Source organism: Stenotrophomonas sp. YJH_SMC_138, from assembly GCF_059369855.1.
On record NZ_JCAFTB010000002.1, the window covers coordinates 350,437 to 370,105 of the forward strand.

Consider the following 19,669-nt stretch of genomic DNA (forward strand, 5'->3'; position numbering starts at 1 on the left):
TGAATGATGGCAACTGAACTGACGATGCTGGCCTGGTCGGTACTGCTGGGCTTCGTGTACATCTTCGCCACCTCCACGGTGGTCACCCGCGAGCGCGGGATGAAGTGGAATGCTTCGGCACGCGATGGCGATGCAAAGCCACTCAGCCCGCTGGCCGGCCGCCTGCAGCGCGCGCAGGCCAATTTCCTGGAGACGTTTCCGTTCTTCGCCGCCGCCGCCATCGCAGTGGTCGTGGCCGGTCGCGGCAACGACACCACTGCACTGGCCGCGCAGGCCTACTTCTGGGCGCGTGTGGTCTATCTGCCCCTGTACGCCGCAGGCGTGCCCTACGTGCGCAGCCTGGTGTGGCTGGTGTCGCTGCTATCGATCCTGGCGCTGGTGTTCGCACTTCTGTAAGTCGGCCTGATCCAGATCAAGGCCGCTCAGGCGCGCGGCGCTATGCTGGCGCGGACTGGATCAACGGCAGGAGGCGCGCATGCGCAGGATGGACGTGGTGGTGGTCGGCGCCGGACCGGCAGGTCTGTGCTTCGCGCGCGCGCTGGCCGGCAGCGGGCTGCAGGTCGGGCTGGTCGAAGTGCAGCCGCGCCAGGCGCTGGCCGAGGCCGCCTTTGATGGCCGTGAGATCGCGTTGACCCATGCCTCGCGGCAGAGCATGGAGCAGCTGGGGCTGTGGCAGCGCCTGCCGCACGCTGAAATTGCTGATCTGCGCGATGCCAGGGTGATGAACGGCGGCTCGCCGTTCGCGCTGACCTTCGCCAGCAGCCAGGTCGACGGCCAGCCGCTGGGCTGGCTGGTACCCAACCATCTGATCCGTCGCGCCGCGTGGGATGCCGTGCAGGGCCAGGACGGCCTGGAGCTGTTCGACGGGCGCAAGGTGCTGGGCGTGCAGGCCGATGCGCAAGGCCACGTGGTCAAACTCGATGACGGCAGCCAACTGCATGCGCGGCTGCTGGTGGCCGCTGACAGCCGCTTCTCCGCCACCCGCCGCATGCTCGGCATCGGTGCGCAGATGCGCGACTTCGGCAAGTCGATGCTGGTGTGCCGCATGCAGGTCGAGCGCGACCATCACCACACCGCCTGGGAGTGGTTCGGCTACGGCCGCACGATGGCGCTGCTGCCGCTCAACGAGGGCCAGGCATCGGCGGTGATCACGCTGCCGCCGCGGCAGATCGAGGCGCTGCTGGCGATGGACGAGGTGGCCTTCGGTGAGGCCATCAGTGCCTGCTTCGAACACCGCCTGGGCCGGATGCAGCCGGTGGCCACGCCGCAGGCGTATCCGCTGGTGGGTGTGTACGCGGATCGCTTCGTCGGCGAGCGTTCTGCGCTGATCGGTGATGCCGCGGTGGGCATGCATCCGGTCACCGCGCATGGCTTCAACCTGGGCCTGGCCAGCGCACAGCGGTTGGCGCAGGGCATCATCGCGCAGCAGCGCCGTGGTGCCGACATTGCCGCCGCCGGCATGCTGGCCAGTTACCAGCGTGGTCATCGGCTGGCGTCGCGGCCGCTGTACGAGGTCACCAATGCGATCGCCAGCCTGTACACCGACGACCGTCGACCGGCGCGCCTGCTGCGTGCGGCCGGCCTGCGCCTGGCGCAGGGCGTGGCACCGTTCAGGCAGCTGATTGCCTCGCACCTGACCCAGCGCGTGGCCTGAACAGCTTCAGATCAGCCTGCAGCCAGCACCCGGATCTGGCTGTCGGCGAATTCGACCACCTGGCCTGCGCGGATCTTGCAGGCCTTGCGCAGTTCCACTTCGCCGTCCACCCGTACCTGGCCCTCGCTGATGACCATCTTGGCCTCGCCGCCACTGGTGACCAGATCGGCCAGCTTGAGCAGCTGCTTGAGTTCGACGTAGTCACCGTCGAGGTCGAATTCGAGAATCTGCATGGAGCGGGGTTCCTGGGAAGAGGGCGCAGGCCAGCGGCCGGGCCGGGAAGAGGGCGCGTATTGTGCGCCAGCACGGGCCCGACGGCATCTGTGAGGAAAGCTGTATGCCTCGTTCAGCATCAATGCGGTATCATTCCGCTCTGAGCGAGTGAAATCTCCTCCGACCGAGCAGCGCCAGGGCACGCGATAAGAAGGGCGCCCAAAGCGCGGACCATCACCTTTTTTATCGCACTGCCAGGAAGACGGCAGTGCCTTCGGAGTTCCCCATGTCCCAAGATTCCCAAGCGCCGCTGCAGTTTGCGCAGCTCGGCCTGTCCGAGCCCGTGATGCAGGCCGTCACCGCCATCGGCTACGAAACCCCGTCGCCGATCCAGGCCGCCACCATCCCGGCGATGCTGGAAGGCCGCGACGTGCTGGGCCAGGCCCAGACCGGTACCGGCAAGACCGCTGCCTTTGCACTGCCGGTACTGTCCAACATCGACCTGCAGCAGATCAAGCCCCAGGCCCTGATCCTGGCGCCGACCCGCGAGCTGGCCATCCAGGTTGCCGAGGCGTTCCAGTCCTATTCGTCGAAGATCCCCGGCTTCCGCGTGCTGCCGGTGTACGGCGGCCAGCCCTACGGCCAGCAGTTGTCGGCCCTGCGCCGCGGCGTGCATATCGTGGTCGGTACCCCCGGCCGCGTGATCGATCACCTGGACCGCAGCACCCTGGACCTGTCCGAGCTGAAGACGCTGGTGCTGGACGAAGCCGATGAAATGCTGCGCATGGGCTTCATCGACGACGTCGAAGCGGTGCTGAAGAAGCTGCCGGAGCAGCGCCAGGTGGCCCTGTTCTCGGCCACCATGCCGCCGCAGATCCGCCGCATCGCGCAGACCTACCTGCAGGACCCGGTGGAAGTGACCATCGCGGCCAAGACCACTACTTCGGCCAACATCCGCCAGCGTTACTGGTGGGTGAGCGGCATGCACAAGCTGGACGCGCTGACCCGCATCCTGGAAGTCGAGCCGTTCGACGCGATGATCATCTTCGCGCGGACCAAGGCCGGCACCGAAGAACTGGCCAGCAAGCTGCAGGCGCGTGGCCTGGCCGCTGCCGCCATCAACGGTGACATGCAGCAGGCCCAGCGTGAGCGGACCATCGCCATGCTGAAGGAAGGCAAGCTGGACATTCTGGTCGCCACCGACGTGGCCGCGCGCGGCCTGGACGTGGAGCGCATCAGCCACGTGCTGAACTACGACATCCCGTACGATACCGAAAGCTACGTGCACCGCATCGGCCGTACCGGTCGTGCCGGCCGCAGCGGCGAGGCGATCCTGTTCGCCACCCCGCGCGAGAAGGGCATGCTGCGCCAGATCGAGCGCGCCACCCGCCAGCCGATCGAAGAGATGCAGCTGCCGAGCGTGGAAGCGGTCAACGACACCCGCATCAACAAGTTCACCTCGCGCATCAGCGAAACCCTCGGCGCCGGTGGCCTGGACTTCTACCGCCAGCTGCTGGAGCGCTTCGAGAACGAGCAGAACGTGCCGGCCATCGAGATCGCTGCCGCGCTGGCCAAGCTGCTGCAGGGCGATACCCCGTTCCTGCTGCAGCCGCCGGTGCGTGCCCCGCGCGAAGAGCGCGCACCGCGCGAGCGCTTCGACCGTGGTGACCGCCCGGAACGTGGTGATCGCTTCGACCGCAACGAACGGGGTCCGCGCTTCGAACGTGGCCCACGCCGTGACGACGCCGAAGGTGGTTTTGAACAGCGTCCGCGCCGTGAGGTTCCGCCGCGTGGTGCACCGGAGCAGGGCATGGAGACCTACCGTATTTCGGTCGGTCACCAGCATGGCGTGAAGCCGGCCAACATCGTCGGCGCCATTGCCAACGAAGCCGGCCTGGAAAGCCGCTTCATCGGCCGCATCGACATCCACGACGACTTCTCGCTGCTGGACCTGCCGGCACAGATGCCGCCGGACGTGCTGTCGCACCTGCAGAAGGTCTGGGTGTCCGGCCAGCAGCTGCAGATGCGTGCGCTGGCTCCGGGTGAAGACACCAACCCGGCCCCGCGCCCGTTCAAGCCGCGCTTCGACAAGCGTGGCCCGGGCGGTCCGGGTGGCCCGCGTCGTGGCGGCCCGGGCGGCCATGGTGGCGACCGCGGCGGTGACCGCGACAGTCGCCCGCCGCGTCGTGACGGCTTCAAGCCGCGCGGCCCGCGCAGCTTCTAAGCCGCACCCGCAGCCGTCCACACCACCGCCAGCCCCCGGGCTGGCGGACAGAAAAAGGGGACGGAGGGGATTAAGTCGTATCTGGCTGGTCATGCGCCTGTGCCAAGAACGACTTAATCCCCTCCGTCCCCTTTTTCGCATGGCCCACACATTGCCGGTCCTAGGCTGAGCCGGTTCCTAAGGAGGTTGTCACCGCAGCACATTCGGGGGGATCCGGGATGGGTAGGAGTGGCACGGACCAACACAGCCGGCGGGTGCCGATGACCCGGGGGCTGGGACTGCGATTTGCGCTGTTGACCGGCATGGCGATCGGACTGGTCGCACTGTCCGCCCTGATCCAGGAACTGCAGGCGGCCTCTACTGCCTGGATCGCCGGCCAGGGCTACTGGTCGCGTGGCCAGCAGGATGCCACCGCCGCACTCAGTCGCTACCTGGCGCGTGGCGATGCCGAGGACCTGGACGACGCACGCCAGGCCCTGCAGGTGCCGTTGGGCGATCTGCAGGCGCGACTGGCGCTGGAACAGGCCGAACCGGACGAGGAGAAGGCCAGGCAGGGCTTCCTGCAGGGCGGCAATGCGCGTGCCGACATCCCACGCCTGGTGTTCTCGTTCCGCTACGCGCGCGACATCGGTGCATTCCGCGAAGCGAGCGCGTTGTGGCGGCAGACCGATGGCGACCTGATGGCGCTGCAGCAACTGATCGATGAACTGCAGCTGCGGCACGACGGCAACCTGGTGCCCGTTGCCGCACGCGACCGCTACCTGCAGCAGCTGCGTGACCTGGACCAGCGGATGAAGGTGCAGAGCCAGGCGTTCTCGCAGGCGCTGCTGCGGATGGCGACGCTGGTGAGGCTGGCCACGTTGATGGTGGCGGGCCTGTCGGTGCTGGCGATCAGCCTGATGGCGGTCGCCCTGGCGCGCCGCGTCGGCAAGGACCTGACCGAACACGAGAGCCGTTTCCGCGCGGCGTTCTACCAGGCCAACGTCGGCATGCTCAAGCTCGATGCCGAAGGCAAGGTGATCGAGGCCAACCAGGCGATGGCCGATATCCTCGACCATCGTCGTGACATGCTGCTGCAGCTGTCGCTGGGCGACCTGCTGATGGACGGCGAGCTGGTCATCGATGGGGTGGGCCGCATCGATTGGGACCGCCAGCTGCGCCCGAGCGAACTGCGCTTCCGCCGTCGCGATGGCAGCCTTGTCTGGGGCCGCTGGAGCGGCACCGGCGTGCGCAGCACCGGCGGTGGCCTGTCGGTGTTCGCCATCATCGAAGACGTCAGCCAGAACCATGCACTGGCGCGCGAGATCGAGCACCACGCCAGCCACGACCCGCTGACCGGCCTGATCAATCGCCGCGAGATCGAACGGCTGCTGGAACGCGCGCTGCTGCAGGTGCGCAGCGAAGGTGGCACGCACGCGCTGTGCTACATCAACCTGGACCATTTCAAGCTGGTCAACGACAGCTTCGGTCACGCCGCCGGCGACCAGATGCTGCGCAGCTTCGCCGACTACCTGGTGGCGGCGGTGCGCGATGGCGACTGGGTGGGCCGGCTGGGCGCGGACGAGTTCGCCGTGTTCCTGGCCCATGCCGGGCAGGACGAGGCCAAGCGCGTGCTGCAGCGGGTAATCCGCAACCTGGGGCAGGCGACGTTCCCGGTCAGCGAAGGCAGCCCGCAGCTGAGCTGCAGCATCGGCGTGGTCGAGGTCAGCGCCGATGCGCCGGATGTGAACTGGCTGATGAGCGCCGCCGACAGCGCGTGCTATGCGGCCAAGCAGGCCGGCCGCAACCGCGTGCACTGCTTCAACGAGAACCGCATGGCGCTGGAGGAACGGCGCCAGGAAGCCGAGCGGCTGCAGGGCGTCAGCCTGGCCATGGCCGAAAACCGCATGGTGTTGTATGCGCAGCGCATCGCCCGCGTCGGCGATCCCTCCTACCTGCACTACGAGGTACTGGTGCGCATGCGTGGCAGCGATGGCAGCCTGCACCTGCCGGGCCAGTTCATGCCGGCGGTGGAGCGCTATGGCATGGCCGTGGCGCTGGACCGGCACGTGCTTGGCCTGCTGTTCCGGCACCTGCAGGTGTGCCCGGCACACGTGCGGCAGCTGGGCCTGTGCAATGTCAACGTCTCGGCGCAGTCGATCGCCGAGCCCGGCTTCCTCGCCTTCGTCTGCGACCTGCTGGAGCGCAACCGCGCGCTGGCCTCCAAGCTGTGCTTCGAGATCACCGAGACCGCTGCGATCAGCAACCTCAGCCAGGCGCGTGCCTTCATCGATGCAGTGAAGGCGCGTGGCTGCCGGATGGCGCTGGACGATTTCGGTTCCGGGCTGTCCTCGTTCGGCTACCTGCGCCAGCTGCCGGCCGACATCCTGAAAATCGACGGGGCCTTCGTGCGCGACATGGATACCGATCCGGTCAGCCATGCCACCGTGCGCGCGATCAGTGAACTGGGGCGCGAGCTGCAGATGGAGGTGGTGGCCGAATGGGTGGAGACTGCCGACGTCGCCGCCGCGCTGACCCGGCTTGGGGTGCAGGGCCTGCAGGGTTATGCGGTCGAGCGGCCGCAACCGCTGGAGCGGATGACCCTGGCCGACCTGCGGCCGGTGCGCCTGGTGGCGGTGAAAGGTCCGCCCGCCGCTGGCTGAACGCCCGTCGGCGACTTTGGTCTACACGTGGGCTGCAGCCGCGGCTGCGATAATGCCCGGCAGGGGCGACGCGCAGTGGGCGCGGGCGTAAGCAGGAACAGGACGTGGCGTGGGCGGCAGGCAGGGGCAGTACGGAACGGGAGCGGTGCTGGTCGTGCTGCTGGTGTGGTTGGCAATGCCGTGGCCGCTGTCGGCGGCCGTAGCCGAAGCCGGGCGTGACTACCTGCTGGTCGGTGCGGCGACCGATGAACCCACCCCGCATCGCGCATGCACGCCGGAGATGCTGGCGGGGCCACGGCAACAAGTGCAGGTGTCCGCGCCAACGGGCGGCTGGTCGGGCCAGCCGCAGGCACTGGACGTGTTCAATGTGTTCGCGGGCGAAGTCCGCGTGCAGCATGGGGATCGCGAAATCTGCGGCAACATGCACGATGCCCGTACCCGTGATTCCCGGTTCCGCGCAGGCATCGGCCTGGTCGCGGTGCCGCCGGCGGGCAGCCATGAACCGTTCCTGGTGTCATGGCAGACGCCGCTGAAGGCGCGCTGGGTACCGACCCTGCGGCTGGGCGCGCCCAGTCCCGTGCAGCAGAACGATACTGCCCGCCTGCTGGTGCGCGCGGCCTGCATTGCCGTGGCAATCGCACTGGCGTTGTCGGCCCTGATGGCCTTCCTTACCACCCGCGACCGCAGTTTCCTGGTCTACATCGCCGGTACCACCGTGCTGGTGCTGTGGCAGGCGATTCTCGGAGGGCTGAGCGGCTACCCCGAGCCATGGCTGCCGGTGGGTGAGCGCAGCGCGTGGTGGCTGCTGTCGTTGACCGCTGCATCCCAGGCGCTGGTGCTGCCCGCGTTGTGGCGACTGAACGGCGGCGACCGCCTGCTGCCGCGATCGCGCCCGATGCAGCTGCTGGCGCTGTGGGGATTGCTGGCGCTGGCCGCGTGGGTGCCCTGGCTGCAGCGGGACAGCCTGGCCTGGGTGGCGCAGGTCCTGCAGGTGTCCTACCTGCTGGGCTGCGGCCTGGCATTGATGGCCGGGGTGTGGGCATGGCTGCGCGGCGACCGCTGGGCGCAGGCGGGGTTGGCGGCGCTGGCACCGATGCTGGTGTTGATCCTGGCCGACGCCTGCCGCGCTGCGTGGTTGCTGGAGTACCGCGTGGAGGCACTGCAACTGTCGGTGACCTGGCTGCTGATGATGGCTGCCTATGCGCTGAACCAGCGGCTGGGCCGCCTGCGCCAGCAGCGCGATGAACTTCGCCAGCTGGCCGAGACCGATGGCCTGACCGGGCTGCCCAACCGCCGTGCCGGGCTGCAGCAGCTGGCACGGCACCTGGAACGGGTCGATCGCGAGCGCGGCCCGCTGGTGATCGGTTTCCTCGATATCGACCTGTTCAAGGACATCAATGACCGCCATGGCCACGCCGTGGGTGACCAGGTACTGGTGGCGGTGGCACGTGCATTGCGTGCCGCGGTCCGCAGCCAGGACCAGGTGGTGCGGATGGGTGGCGAAGAGTTCCTGCTGCTGATGCCGGGCATGCCGCGCGAGGCGGCATCGGCGCGTCTGGATCGCCTGCGCCAGCACCTCACCGAGGCGGCCCGGGCGCTGCAGGTGCCCGGTCTGGAGGTCACCGCCAGCATCGGCCTGGCGCAGTGGCGGCCGGGCGAGGACGATCTCGCCGCGCTGCTGCGCCGGGCCGACCACGCCATGTACGTGGCCAAGCGTGCCGGCCGCAACCGGGTATTCGACGGCGAAGAACTCGATCCGCCGCCCCCGGCATGAAGCGCAGCGGGCGGGGATGCCGGATAATAGGGCGATGACCACCCGACTCAACAAACATATCGCCGACACCGGCTTCTGCTCCCGCCGCGAGGCCGATCGCCTGATCGCCGCCCGCCGGGTCACCGTCAACGGCCATCCGGCCGGCACCGGCGCGGTGGTGGGCGAGGAAGACCAGGTGCTGGTCGACGGCCAGCCGCTGCGCGCGCGCGTGGCCCGCAAGCCCGGTGCCCGCCGCCATGTCTACATCGCGCTGAACAAGCCGGTCGGCGTCACCTGCACGACCGAGACCTCGGTCAAGGGCAACATCGTCGACTTCGTCGGCCATGAACAGCGCATCTTCCCGATCGGCCGCCTGGACAAGGAGTCCGAAGGCCTGATCCTGATGACCAGCAACGGCGACATCGTCAACCAGATCCTGCGCGCCGAGAATGGCCACCAGAAGGAGTACCTGGTGGCGGTGAACAAGCCGGTCACCGACGAGTTCCTGCGTGGCATGGCCCGTGGCGTTCGCATCCACGACCAGATGACGCTGCCGTGCAAGACCTCGCGCATCGCCAAGTTCGGTTTCCGCATCACCCTGCAGCAGGGCCTGAACCGACAGATCCGCCTGATGGCGGCCGAGTTCGGCTATCGGGTGACCCAGTTGCGTCGCGTGCGCATCGACAACATCAAGATCGGTGCGCTGAAGCCGGGCCAGTGGCGCAACCTGACCGAGCAGGAGCTGCAGGGCCTGCTGCCGAGGCAGCTGGACTGGTAAACGGCTTCTGTAGAGCCGAGCCCATGCTCGGCTGCTCTTTTGTCCGGGTGCAGCCGAGCATGGGCTCGGCTCTACATCAGCTAGACTTCGCGGTGACCTGCCGGAACGTGACGCTGCATGATCAAGCCCGACAAGCCTGCCAATGAAGCCCTTCGGCTTGAGGCGCTGTACCGCTACCGTATCCTCGATTCGGAGCGTGAAAAATCCTTCGACGACCTGGTGGTGATCGCCAAGGCGGTCTGCGGCACCTCGATGGCGGCGGTGACCCTGATCGACGTCGAGCGGCAATGGTTCAAGTCGATCCAGGGCATCGATGCGGCAGAAAACCTGCGCAGCGAATCGATGTGCGGCCACGCGATCCTGCAACCGCAGCAGGTCATGGTGGTCGAGGACGCGCTGCAGGACATCCGCTTCCACGACAATCCGGTGGTGGTGGGCGATCCGCACATCCGCTTCTATGCGGGCGCGCCTCTGATCAGCTCCGATGGCCTGCCGCTGGGCACGCTGTGCGTATTCGATGCGCAGCCACAGCACCTGGCCAGCGACAAGGCTGAAGCGCTGGCGGCGCTGTCGCGGCAGGTGATGCTGGTGATGGAACTGCGCCGCTTCGCGCTCGACATCCAGAAACACATGCTGGAGCGCGATGACTACGAGCGACTGCTGTCTGAGTACCAGGACGTACTGCTCGCGCAGAATGCCGACCTGGCCGAACAGAGCCGCACCGACGCGTTGACCGGCCTGCCGAACCGCCGTGCGATGGCGGCAGCGCTGGAAGAGGCGGTGGCGGTGAACGGAGACCAGCCCGGGGTGGCCTGCGTCGCGCTGCTGGACATCGACCATTTCAAGCACATCAATGATTTCCAGGGCCACGCCACCGGTGACCGCGTGCTGGCCGAACTGGGCGTGCTGCTGCGTTCGCATTTCGCCGGTCGCGGCATGGCCGCGCGCTATGGCGGCGAGGAATTCGTGGCGGTGATGCCGGCTACCGACCTGCGCACCGCCGAACTGCAGTGCGAGTTCCTGCGCCTGGCCGTGGCTGATCTGCCGCTGGGATTCCCGGTCACGATCAGTATTGGAGTGGCCCAGCACCAGCCCGGTGAAAGCGTGGATGACACGCTGGCACGTGCCGACAAGGCGCTGTACCGGGCCAAGGGCAATGGCCGCAACCGGGTGGAAGTGGCCGGCTGAAGCATCTGCCACCCGCGCGGTAAACGGATGCCGCTCCAGTAGATCAATACGATGCGTGGATGCTGTCACCGATTCACATCGCGTCGCAGCTCCTGCGATCAGAACCGGGCAGCATGATCCCCTGGTTCCCCGGACGCCGACCATGCTGCAGACCCTGGCCATCGCCCACTATCGTTCGTTGCACGGGCTCGTACTGCCGTTGCAGCAGTTGAATGTGGTGACCGGTGACAACGGCAGTGGCAAGTCCAGCCTGTACCGTGCCCTGCGCCTGCTGGCAGAGACCGCGCAGGGCGGCGTCGCGGCGGTGCTGGCCCGCGAAGGCGGGCTGGGCTCGGCGCTGTGGGCGGGTCCGGAAAAGATGGACCGTCGGGTTGCTGCCGGCGAAATCCCCCTGCAGGGCGGCCCACGCCAGGAATCGGTGGGATTGAAGCTGGGCTTCGCCACTGACGAATTCGGCTACGCCATCGATCTGGGCTACCCGCCGCCCAGTCGATCGGTCTTCGCACTGGACCCGCAGATCAAGGCCGAGGCGATCTGGGCCGGCCCGTTCCTGCGCAGCGCCAACCTGCTGGTCGACCGTCGTGGAGCGATGGTGCGGCAGCGCCATGCGCGCGGTTGGGATCTGGTGGATGACCGGTTGTCGCTATTCGACAGCCTGTTCACCCAGGTCGGCGATCCGCAGCGCCTGCCGGAAACCATCGCCCTGCGCGAGTACATCCGGCGTTGGCGCTTCTACGATCATTTCCGCAGTGATGCCGATGCCCCGGCGCGGCAACCGGCGATGGCCACGCGCACGCCGGTGCTGCATCACGACGGCCGGGATCTGGCGGCGGCCTGGGTCACCATCCTCGAGATCGGTGACCCGGTGGCGTTGGCACGCAGCGTCGATGACGCGTTCCCGGGCGCCACGGTCGGTTTCGAGGAGCTGGATGGACGCTTGGCGCTGCGTTTCCACCAGCCTGGGCTGCTGCGGCCCTTGTCGATGGCCGAACTGTCCGACGGCACGCTGCGCTTCCTGCTGCTGGCCGCTGCGCTGCACACGCCGCGTCCACCGCCGCTGCTGGTGCTCAACGAGCCGGAGACCAGCCTGCATCCGGACCTGCTGCCGGCGCTGGCGCGGCTGATCATCGCAGCCAGTGCGCGCAGCCAGGTATGGGTGGTGTCGCACGCCAGCCGGCTGATCGCGGCGCTGGAACAGGCGCCAGGGTGCCATTCGCTGCATCTGTACAAGGAACAGGGCCGCACGTTGCTGAGCGGGCAGGGCCTGCTGGATGCACCTGCATGGCACTGGCCGCAGCGTTGATACGGGCATCCACGCCATGCGTGGATGCACTCAATCGGCGATGTTGCGCGCCTCGGCCGTGCCAAGGATTTCCGGATGCTGCACCGGCTTGCGGCGGTTCAGCAGCGGATGCAGGAACACCGCGCCGACGATGATCGCCACGCCCAGGTAGAACCACGGGGTGACTTCGTGCTGCTCGCGCAGCAGCACCACCGCCAGCACCACCGCATAGACCGGCTCCAGGTTGGTCACCAGCTGCACCGTGTAGGCGCTCAGGTGGCGCAGTGCGACCAGGGCCAGGGCAAACGGCAGCAGCGTGCAGAACCCGGCCAGCACCAGCAGCAGGATGCCGTCGTGCAGGTCCGGGACCACCCACAGCGGGCTGGCCAGCGCAGGCAGCAGGTAGGGCATCAGCGGCGCCAGCAGGGTCAGGGTGAGGGTGCCCGCACCCAGCTCCAGCGCGGTGACCGTGAGCGGATCTGCGTGGCTGACCATGCGCTTGTTGAGCGAGCCGAACACTGCCACCAGCAGCGCCGAGATCGCGCCGATCAGCACACCCAGGCGCATGCCGTCGGGCACGCCACCGACCACCAGCGCGACACCCGGCAGCACCGCCAGGCCGAACGCCAGTTCACGCAGCTGGAATGGCCGCTTGGCCACCCACGGTTCGATGATCGAGGTGAACACCGGCGCCAGCGCGATGCAGGTGGCGGCCACCGACGCATTGGCCAGCTTTACCGCACCGTAGAACGTCAGCCAGTGCAGGGCGACCAGGGCGCCGATGCCGGCATAACCGGCCACCAGCCGCACTGGCAGCGTACGCAGTCCACGCCAGACCCGCGGCAGCAGCGCCAGCATCGCCGTCACCAGCAGCATGCGCCACCACACCAGCGGCAGTGCGGGCAGGGTGATCAGCTTGCCGAGGATGGCGGTGACGCCCCACAGCAGGACACAGAAGTGAATCTGCCACAACGCTTTGCGGGTGTCGGGTGTGCTCATCCGCCTATTGTGCGGCAATCGCACGGCCGCCGGCGATGCCTGTGGCATGCTCGCGGAAACTCCCCAGGGGAACCCCGCAATGGCTGCCAACCGTTCCGCCCAGCGTGCATGGGCAGCGCTGACTGCACTGATGGCGGCCACCTCGTTGCTGCTGCAATACCTGTTGCTGCTGCATGGCCCCGGGGCGGCTGCCGGGGTCGGCATGGCGACGCTGCGCTTCGTTGGTTACTTCACGATTCTCAGCAACCTGGCGGTGTGCCTGGGATGCGTCCGGCTGATCCGTGCGGGTGTGCTGAACGCGACTGTCGCCGCGGCGATCGCGTTGTGCATCGGGGTGACCGCGTGCATCTACGTGCTGGCGTTGCAGGGGCTGTGGCAACCCACCGGGCTGCAATGGTGGGTCGATGCCGGCCTGCACTACGCTGTGCCGGCGCTGTACCTGCTGGGGTGGTGGTGGCTGCTGCCGCATGGCGCGCTGCGCTGGCGCGCACTGGGCGGGGTGCTGCTGGTACCGCTGGTGTACCTGGGCTGGGCGATGCTGGTGGCCGAAGTGACAGGACAGGCGCCGTATCCGTTCCTCGAACTGCAACGCCTGGGGCTGGCGGCGTTCCTGCTCAACGTGCTGCGCGTTGCGAGCGTGTTCGTGGTGGGGTGGACCCTGCTGTGGGGGCTGGACCGCTGGCGCTGTCGATGAGGCGCTGCAGGGCCATCGCTGCCGCCGGGTTGCGCGCTTTGCCTGCGCCGATGCACAGCAGGTAGACCTCGCGCGGGGCCTCCGCAGCGGGCCCGGCCAGGCAGGGCAGGTCATCCACTGGTTCACCGCGTGACCAGCGGCGTGCGCGTTCGGCCCAGCGTTGCTGCACGGGCACCGGCAGGCCCTCGTTCAAGCGGGCCTGGCTGCGCTTGATCCGCGCATAGACGAAGCCGGCACTGACATCACCGTGCAATGGCGCCTCGTCGCTGTCCTCGATCACCAGCGCCACGCCATGGCGGCGGGCGGCGTCGACCAGTGCCGGGCCATGTGCCTCGGCGTTGCGGACCTCCAGCGCATGCTGCAGCGGCACCCCGTCCAGCTGCTTAGGCAGCTGTGCCATCAGCGCCTCCAGTGCATCGGCGTCGGCCGGGTGGCGCGGATCGAACTGCCACAGCAATGGGCCGAGCCGGTCACCGAGCGCCAGTGCCGCCTGCAGGAACGGTGTGGCCGCTTCCACGGTGCTGGACAGGTCGCGTCGCTGCACCAGGTAGCGCGGCGCCTTCATCGAGAAGCGGAAACCGTCGGGTGTCTGCGCAGCCCATTGCGCGCACTGGGCCGCAGTTGGCGTGCGGTAGAACGTGCCGTTGATCTCGATGCAGCGCAGGGCGCGGCTGGCGTGGGCCAGTTCCTCCCGCTGCGGCAGGCCTGCTGGATAGAACACACCGCCGCGCCATTCGGGAAACACCCAGCCGCCGATGCCGCAGCGGATCTCTGCCTGCCTGCCGGCCGTGGTCACTGGCCGTGGTCCGTGCGCCACGGGTCGTAGCTGCCGAACCACCACAGGTAGCCTTCCGGGTCGGCGCAGGCGTAGCCGCGTCCGCCATAGTCCTGGTCGGCGATGTCGATGACGATGCGGGCACCGGCGGCCTTGGCCCGCGCGTAGTGCGCATCGGCATCGGTGACGATCACGCAGGCGCTCTGGGTCTGGCGTCCGCCGACCTCGTCAGGCAGGGCAGCGTGTTTGCTCCACGCACTCTGGTTGCTGGCCGAGCCCAGCATGATCATGCCGCTGCCGAAGGTGAGCTGCGCATGGAAGACCGTATCGCCATCGGCGTAGACGGCCTGGGCATGGAAGCCGAAGGCGCGCTGCAGCCAGTCAATGGCGGCCTGCGCGTCGCGATAGCGCAGGCACGGAATGATCGTGGAGCCGCTGCTGGGTTGGCCGTTCTCGCCCATGACACCCCTCCTATGGCACAGGGCAGGATGCGCCGCCGGACGTTACCATCCCGCGAAACCCCGGTGACGGCCTGCACATGGCCGCCACCCCTGTTCGGAGATCGTGCTGGATGAAACCCTGGATCGGAGGAGCCGTGCTGCTGGCGTGCACGACCATGGCGAGCGCGGCGACCCCGCCGCCGCTGCAGGACCTGGATGCGACCGTCGAGCGCGTGCGCGCGCAGTTCGACGTGCCCGGCATTGCCGTAGCGGTGGTCAAGGATGGCGAGGTGGTGCTGGAGCGCGGCTGGGGCGTGCGCGAGCAGGGCAAGCCGGAACCGGTGCAGGCCGATACGCTGTTTGCCATTGCGTCCAACACCAAGGCGTTCACGGCCACCTCGCTGAACCTGCTGGCGGAAGAGGGCAAGTTGAAGATGGACGACAAGGTGATCGACCACCTGCCGTCGTTCCGCATGTCCGACCCGTTCGTGACCGGGCAGATGACGATCCGCGACCTGCTGTCGCATCGCAGCGGCCTGAGCCTGGGCGCCGGTGACCTGCTGTTCTGGCCAACCACGTCCTACAGCAACGCCGAAGTGGTGCAGCGGCTGGGCAAGGTGCCGCTGAAGGGCGGCTTCCGCGAAAGCTATGCCTACGACAACATCCTGTACGCGGTCGCCCAGCAGGTGATCGAGCACGTCTCGGGCGTGAGCTACCAGCAGTTCCTGCAGACCCGCATCTTCGACAAGGTGGGCATGGCCGGCACGCGCTACAACGCCGACCACCTGAAGCCAGGTGACACGGCGGCGGTCGGCCACGCCAAGTACGATTTCAAGGACCTGCGCACCGTCGCACCGCTGACCTGGTCGAACAATGCCGGCGCCGGTGGCATTTATTCCAGTGCGCACGACATGGCGCGCTGGATGCAGGTGCAGCTGGCCGAAGGCAAGCTGGCCGACGGCACTGCGCTGTTCAGCGAAAAGAGCCAGCAGCAGATGTGGCGGATGATCACCCCGCAGTCGATCCCGGCGCCGAGCGTGCCGGAGCTGGCACCGGCACGGGCCAACTTTGCCGGCTATGGCGAAGGCTGGAGCCTGAGTGACTATCGCGGCCGGAAACTGGTCTGGCACACCGGTGGCTGGCCGGGCATGGTCTCGCGCTTGACCCTGGTGCCGGGCGAGAAGCTGGGCGTGGTGGTGCTGACCAACCAGGAAGTGGGCGCGGCGTTCAACGCGATCACCCTGAGCGTGCTTGATGCCTATCTGGGCGGCGACAAGCACGACTGGGTGGACGCCTATGCCAAGGCCGTGGCCAAGGGCCAGGACAAGGCCGACGAGGCCTGGGCCAAGCATCAGAGCGCGCGCGACAAGGGCAGCAGGCCGTCGCTGGCGCTGGCCGGCTACACCGGCACGTTCCGCGACCGCTGGTATGGCGAGATGCAGGTCAGTGCCGCAGGCAAGGGCCTGCGCCTGCGCTTCATGAAGACCGCGCAGCTGAGCGGCCGCCTGGAGCACTGGCAGCACGACACCTTCATCGTGCGCTGGGATGACCGCTCGCTCAACGCCGATGCGTTCGTGAACTTCAGCCTGGACCCGGACGGCAAGGTGCGCGAGGTGCGCATGCAGTCGATCTCCGACCTGACTGATTTCAGCTTCGATTTCCAGGACCTGCTGTTCACCCCGGTCAACGAATGAAGGTAGTGCCGGCCGCTGGCCGGCAACCTCATGATCTTCCGAAATGCCGCAAGGGTGCCGGCCAGCGGCCGGCACTACCGGAGTGGCGGCGATCATCGGCTGGCGTACACATCCGGCGTGGGATACTTCGCCGCTTGCAAGAGGCGAGGGAGTGCGATGTTCCGTTGGTTTGAATCCCTGATCCCGGTGTTCCCGCCCGTGGATGGGCGCATGCCACCGCGCAAGGTGCTGCCGTTCTACCTGCACTACCTGCGCCCGGTGTGGCCGGTGCTGCTGGCGACCCTGATCGCCGGCCTGCTGCTGGCGCTGGTGGAAGTGGCGATGTTCGATTACCTGGGCCGCATCGTCGACATGGTCGCCGAGCAACCGGGGGCCGATTTCTTCAAGCGCCATGCCAATGAACTGGGCTGGATGCTGTTCATCACGGTCATCGCGCGGCCGATCCTGGTCGGCCTTCACAACCTGCTGGTCAACCAGGCGATCGTGCCCGGCCTGAGCAACCGCTCGCGCTGGCTGATGCACAACTACGTGGTGCGGCAGAGCCTGAGCTTCTTCCAGAATGACTTCGCCGGCAGCGTCGCCAACCGGGTGATGCAGACCGGTACCTCGCTGCGCGAGTCGGCGGTGCAGATGGTCGACTCGCTCTGGTACATCGTGGTCTACACCGGCACCGCGCTGTACCTGTTCGCGCAGGCGGACTGGCGGCTGATGGTGCCGCTGATCCTGTGGCTGCTGGCCTATGCGGTGATCATGGTCTACTTCGTGCCGCGCGCGAAGGAACGGGCCTGGATTGCGTCCGAAGCGCGTTCCAAGGCGATGGGCCGCATCGTCGATGGCTACACCAACATTCCCACGTTGAAGCTGTTCGCCCATGGCGGGCGCGAGCAGGCCTATGTGGCCGAATCGATCCAGGAACTGGCGGTCAAGCACCGCGCGCAGACCCGGGTGACCACCGGCATGGACCTGACCATCGCCATCGTCAACGGTTTCCTGATTGCCGGTACCTGCGGGCTCGCGCTGTGGTTGTGGAATGGCGGCCACATCACCGTCGGTGCGATCACGCTGGCGACCGGCCTGGTGATCCGCATCCACAACATGTCCGGCTGGATCATGTGGACCATCAATGGCATCTTCGAGGACATCGGTACGGTGCAGGACGGCATCACCACCATCGCCCAGCCGCTGACCGTGCAGGACCGCGAGGACGCGGTGCCGTTGCAGGTGACCCGCGGTGGCGTGCACTTCCAGGACATCCACTTCCACTATGGCAAGAAGGGTGGCGTGATCGCAGGCCTGGACCTGGTGGTGAAGCCGGGCGAGAAGATCGGCCTGGTGGGTCCTTCCGGTGCCGGCAAGTCGACCCTGGTCAACGTGCTGCTGCGCCTGTACGACCTGGAAAGCGGCCGCATCCTGATCGACGACCAGGACATTGCCTACGTCACTCAGGAAAGCCTGCGCCAGCAGATCGGCGTGGTCACCCAGGACACCTCGCTGCTGCATCGCTCGATCCGCGACAACCTGCTGTACGGCCGTCCGGACGCGACCGATGAGCAGTTGCGCGCTGCGGTGGCCAAGGCGCGTGCCGAAGCCTTCATCGACACGCTGGTGGATGGGCAGGGGCGTCGTGGTTACGACGCACATGTCGGCGAGCGTGGCGTGAAGCTGTCAGGTGGCCAGCGCCAGCGCATCGCCATTGCCCGCGTGCTGCTGAAGGATGCCCCGATCCTGGTGCTGGACGAAGCGACCTCGGCGCTGGACTCGGAAGTGGAAGCGGCGATCCAGGACAGCCTGGATGAGCTGATGGGCGGCAAGACGGTGATCGCGATCGCGCACCGGCTGTCGACCATCGCACGCATGGACCGGCTGGTGGTGATGGACCAGGGCCGCATCGTCGAGACCGGCAGCCACGCCGAACTGATCGCCGCCGGTGGTCTGTACGCGCGCTTGTGGGCGCGACAGACCGGTGGTTTTGTGGCCGCCGATCAATGATTGCTTTCGGGGTCGGAGCCTTCTCTGCGAGCAGGATCCGACCCTGGCCACGTATGCCTTGGGGTCGGATCCCTTTCCGCAGGAAAGGGCTCTGACCCCAGCGTGTTTCCGGAGACCTGCATGATCCGACCCGTACGCTCCTTGTTGCTGGCACTCATTCTGGCCACCACGGCCGCAGCCGCGGCACCGACACCGGTGCAAGGCGACCAGCTCGAGCAGGTCGTCCTGCTCAGCCGCCACAACCTGCGCGCGCCGGTGGTGGCGTCGGGCGCCCTTGCCCATGCCACGCCGGAACGCTGGCCACGCTGGGATGTAGGCCCCGGCGAGCTGACCACCAAGGGCGGCGTGCTGGAGGTCTACATGGGGCGCTACATCGGCCAGTGGCTGCGCCAGGCGCAATTGTTGCCGGCGTCGGGTTGCCCGCAGCCGGCTGACTTCCACGCCCATGCCAACAGCCTGCAGCGTACCCAGGCCACCGCGCAGTTCTTCATTGCCGGTGCGTTTCCGGGCTGCCATGTTGCGGTCGAACAGCGCATGGCGCTGGGGACGATGGATCCGCTGTTCGACCCGGTGATCCACAACGATGACGCGGCATTCCGCAAGCGCGCGCTGGCGGCAATGCAGCAGGCGCTGACAGCATCGGATCTGGCATCCGCACTGTCCGTGGTGGAGGAAATCACCCGTTACCCGCAGTCGGCGGCCTGTACGGGGCGCAGCGACTGTCATCTGGTGCTGGGCGACACGACCTTCAATGCGGAGCCGGGCAAGGAGCCACGCGCTTCGGGTTCACTGGCACTGGCCAGCGGTCTGGTCGATGCCCTGCTGATGGAGCATTACCAGGGAAGTGGCGTTCCGCGCGAAGGTTGGGGCCGCTTGAACACGGAAGGCCAATGGCTGGCGTTGGCGCAGATCCGCAACCGCTACCAGGACATCCTGTTTGGAACACCCGCGGTGGCGCGTGACGTGGCCGCTCCGCTGCTGGCGCGCGTGGATGCGTCGTTCGGTGATCCGGCGTCGCCGAAGGTGATCCTGCTGGTCGGCCATGATTCCAATATCGGTTCGGTGCTGGCGGCGTTGGGAATCCGCGACTACAGCCTGCCAGGCCAGTTCGAGAAGACGCCGATCGGTGGCCTGCTGCAGTTCGAGCGTTGGCGTGACCGCCAGGGCGGTGGCGAGCGTTTCCGCCTGGCCTACGTCTATCCGACCGCCGCGCAGCTGCGCGATGCCGTGCCGCTGACCGAGGCACAGCCGCCGGGACGCGTCGCACTGCCCTTGCCGGGCTGTGACCGGCAGGGCTGCAGCCGTGCGCAGTTCCAGCAGCTGCTACAGCGGGCCCGTCGCTGA

General features: G+C 67.6%; 16 protein-coding genes. 12 read left to right on the forward strand and 4 right to left on the reverse strand.

Annotation, left to right across the window (positions count from 1 at the left end; all coding sequences use genetic code 11):
- Positions 1–6 precede the first annotated feature (6 nt).
- Both AC5P7I_RS06750 and ubiM read left to right on the forward strand, forming a co-directional pair.
- Complete coding sequence (locus tag AC5P7I_RS06750; RefSeq protein ID WP_046429692.1) at positions 7–396, forward strand: MAPEG family protein; 390 nt, start codon at positions 7–9, stop codon at positions 394–396.
- Between the two features lie 79 nt (positions 397–475).
- On the forward strand, positions 476–1,654 hold the full coding sequence (gene ubiM, locus AC5P7I_RS06755; RefSeq protein WP_164165458.1) for a 5-demethoxyubiquinol-8 5-hydroxylase UbiM: 1,179 nt from the start codon (positions 476–478) through the stop codon (positions 1,652–1,654).
- Positions 1,655–1,665: 11 nt separating this feature from the next.
- On the opposite strand, the gene AC5P7I_RS06760 is transcribed toward ubiM, so the two are convergent.
- Entirely contained in the window at positions 1,666–1,887 is a 222-nt protein-coding gene (locus AC5P7I_RS06760) for an RNA-binding S4 domain-containing protein (RefSeq protein WP_014036469.1), read from the reverse strand.
- 266 nt (positions 1,888–2,153) lie between these two features.
- Between AC5P7I_RS06760 and AC5P7I_RS06765 the strand changes: the two genes are divergently transcribed.
- From AC5P7I_RS06765 to AC5P7I_RS06790, 6 genes are all read left to right on the forward strand, one after another.
- The gene (locus tag AC5P7I_RS06765) at positions 2,154–4,091 is read left to right on the forward strand and encodes a DEAD/DEAH box helicase (RefSeq protein ID WP_046429684.1); all 1,938 of its coding nucleotides are present in this window, start codon (positions 2,154–2,156) and stop codon (positions 4,089–4,091) included.
- Between the two features lie 218 nt (positions 4,092–4,309).
- Positions 4,310–6,733 carry a putative bifunctional diguanylate cyclase/phosphodiesterase gene (locus AC5P7I_RS06770; RefSeq protein ID WP_262088404.1) on the forward strand — a complete coding sequence of 808 codons (2,424 nt, stop codon included), beginning with the start codon at positions 4,310–4,312 and terminating at the stop codon, positions 6,731–6,733.
- Positions 6,734–6,842: 109 nt separating this feature from the next.
- On the forward strand, positions 6,843–8,507 hold the full coding sequence (locus AC5P7I_RS06775; RefSeq protein ID WP_262088405.1) for a sensor domain-containing diguanylate cyclase: 1,665 nt from the start codon (positions 6,843–6,845) through the stop codon (positions 8,505–8,507).
- A 34-nt stretch (positions 8,508–8,541) separates the two neighbouring features.
- A complete protein-coding gene (locus tag AC5P7I_RS06780) occupies positions 8,542–9,264 on the forward strand; it encodes a pseudouridine synthase (RefSeq protein WP_014646467.1) in 723 nt (240 codons plus the stop codon).
- Between the two features lie 117 nt (positions 9,265–9,381).
- The gene (locus AC5P7I_RS06785; protein WP_014646468.1) at positions 9,382–10,452 is read left to right on the forward strand and encodes a sensor domain-containing diguanylate cyclase; all 1,071 of its coding nucleotides are present in this window, start codon (positions 9,382–9,384) and stop codon (positions 10,450–10,452) included.
- A gap of 142 nt (positions 10,453–10,594) precedes the next feature.
- The gene (locus AC5P7I_RS06790; protein WP_049406996.1) at positions 10,595–11,755 is read left to right on the forward strand and encodes an AAA family ATPase; all 1,161 of its coding nucleotides are present in this window, start codon (positions 10,595–10,597) and stop codon (positions 11,753–11,755) included.
- Positions 11,756–11,785: 30 nt separating this feature from the next.
- Here the strand turns inward: AC5P7I_RS06790 and AC5P7I_RS06795 are convergent, their stop codons facing one another.
- Positions 11,786–12,733 carry a DMT family transporter gene (locus AC5P7I_RS06795; protein WP_014646470.1) on the reverse strand — a complete coding sequence of 316 codons (948 nt, stop codon included), beginning with the start codon at positions 12,731–12,733 and terminating at the stop codon, positions 11,786–11,788.
- Between the two features lie 79 nt (positions 12,734–12,812).
- Here AC5P7I_RS06795 and AC5P7I_RS06800 point away from each other — a divergent pair, with 79 nt between their 5' ends.
- Entirely contained in the window at positions 12,813–13,427 is a 615-nt protein-coding gene (locus tag AC5P7I_RS06800; RefSeq protein ID WP_032956806.1) for a Pr6Pr family membrane protein, read from the forward strand.
- Here AC5P7I_RS06800 and AC5P7I_RS06805 read toward each other — a convergent pair.
- Positions 13,348–14,223 carry a DUF72 domain-containing protein gene (locus AC5P7I_RS06805; RefSeq protein ID WP_262088406.1) on the reverse strand — a complete coding sequence of 292 codons (876 nt, stop codon included), beginning with the start codon at positions 14,221–14,223 and terminating at the stop codon, positions 13,348–13,350. The genes AC5P7I_RS06800 and AC5P7I_RS06805 overlap by 80 nt on opposite strands.
- Positions 14,220–14,663, reverse strand: coding sequence for a VOC family protein (locus tag AC5P7I_RS06810; RefSeq protein ID WP_014646472.1), 444 nt, complete (start codon positions 14,661–14,663; stop codon positions 14,220–14,222). Before AC5P7I_RS06810 ends, AC5P7I_RS06805 begins: the two co-directional genes overlap by 4 nt.
- Before the next feature lie 110 nt (positions 14,664–14,773).
- Here AC5P7I_RS06810 and AC5P7I_RS06815 point away from each other — a divergent pair, with 110 nt between their 5' ends.
- The 3 genes from AC5P7I_RS06815 (at position 14,774) to agp (ending at position 19,669) form a co-directional block, all read left to right on the forward strand.
- Positions 14,774–16,336 (forward strand): serine hydrolase, encoded by a 1,563-nt coding sequence (locus tag AC5P7I_RS06815; RefSeq protein ID WP_262088407.1) that lies wholly within the window; start codon positions 14,774–14,776, stop codon positions 16,334–16,336.
- Between the two features lie 156 nt (positions 16,337–16,492).
- Positions 16,493–18,325 (forward strand): multidrug efflux ABC transporter SmrA, encoded by a 1,833-nt coding sequence (smrA, locus tag AC5P7I_RS06820; protein WP_032956816.1) that lies wholly within the window; start codon positions 16,493–16,495, stop codon positions 18,323–18,325.
- A gap of 120 nt (positions 18,326–18,445) precedes the next feature.
- Positions 18,446–19,669 (forward strand): bifunctional glucose-1-phosphatase/inositol phosphatase, encoded by a 1,224-nt coding sequence (gene agp, locus AC5P7I_RS06825; RefSeq protein ID WP_262088408.1) that lies wholly within the window; start codon positions 18,446–18,448, stop codon positions 19,667–19,669.

Excerpts from the sequence above, each read along its gene's own strand:
- AC5P7I_RS06750 (WP_046429692.1), top strand. The coding sequence starts at position 7 with ATGGCAACTGAACTGACGATGCTGGCCTGGTCGGTACTGCTGGGCTTC.
- ubiM (WP_164165458.1), top strand. The coding sequence starts at position 476 with ATGCGCAGGATGGACGTGGTGGTGGTCGGCGCCGGACCGGCAGGTCTG.
- AC5P7I_RS06760 (WP_014036469.1), bottom strand. The coding sequence starts at position 1,887 with ATGCAGATTCTCGAATTCGACCTCGACGGTGACTACGTCGAACTCAAG.
- AC5P7I_RS06765 (WP_046429684.1), top strand. The coding sequence starts at position 2,154 with ATGTCCCAAGATTCCCAAGCGCCGCTGCAGTTTGCGCAGCTCGGCCTG.
- AC5P7I_RS06770 (WP_262088404.1), top strand. The coding sequence starts at position 4,310 with ATGGGTAGGAGTGGCACGGACCAACACAGCCGGCGGGTGCCGATGACC.
- AC5P7I_RS06780 (WP_014646467.1), top strand. The coding sequence starts at position 8,542 with ATGACCACCCGACTCAACAAACATATCGCCGACACCGGCTTCTGCTCC.
- AC5P7I_RS06785 (WP_014646468.1), top strand. The coding sequence starts at position 9,382 with ATGATCAAGCCCGACAAGCCTGCCAATGAAGCCCTTCGGCTTGAGGCG.
- AC5P7I_RS06790 (WP_049406996.1), top strand. The coding sequence starts at position 10,595 with ATGCTGCAGACCCTGGCCATCGCCCACTATCGTTCGTTGCACGGGCTC.
- AC5P7I_RS06795 (WP_014646470.1), bottom strand. The coding sequence starts at position 12,733 with ATGAGCACACCCGACACCCGCAAAGCGTTGTGGCAGATTCACTTCTGT.
- AC5P7I_RS06800 (WP_032956806.1), top strand. The coding sequence starts at position 12,813 with ATGGCTGCCAACCGTTCCGCCCAGCGTGCATGGGCAGCGCTGACTGCA.
- AC5P7I_RS06810 (WP_014646472.1), bottom strand. The coding sequence starts at position 14,663 with ATGGGCGAGAACGGCCAACCCAGCAGCGGCTCCACGATCATTCCGTGC.
- AC5P7I_RS06815 (WP_262088407.1), top strand. The coding sequence starts at position 14,774 with ATGAAACCCTGGATCGGAGGAGCCGTGCTGCTGGCGTGCACGACCATG.
- smrA (WP_032956816.1), top strand. The coding sequence starts at position 16,493 with ATGTTCCGTTGGTTTGAATCCCTGATCCCGGTGTTCCCGCCCGTGGAT.
- agp (WP_262088408.1), top strand. The coding sequence starts at position 18,446 with ATGATCCGACCCGTACGCTCCTTGTTGCTGGCACTCATTCTGGCCACC.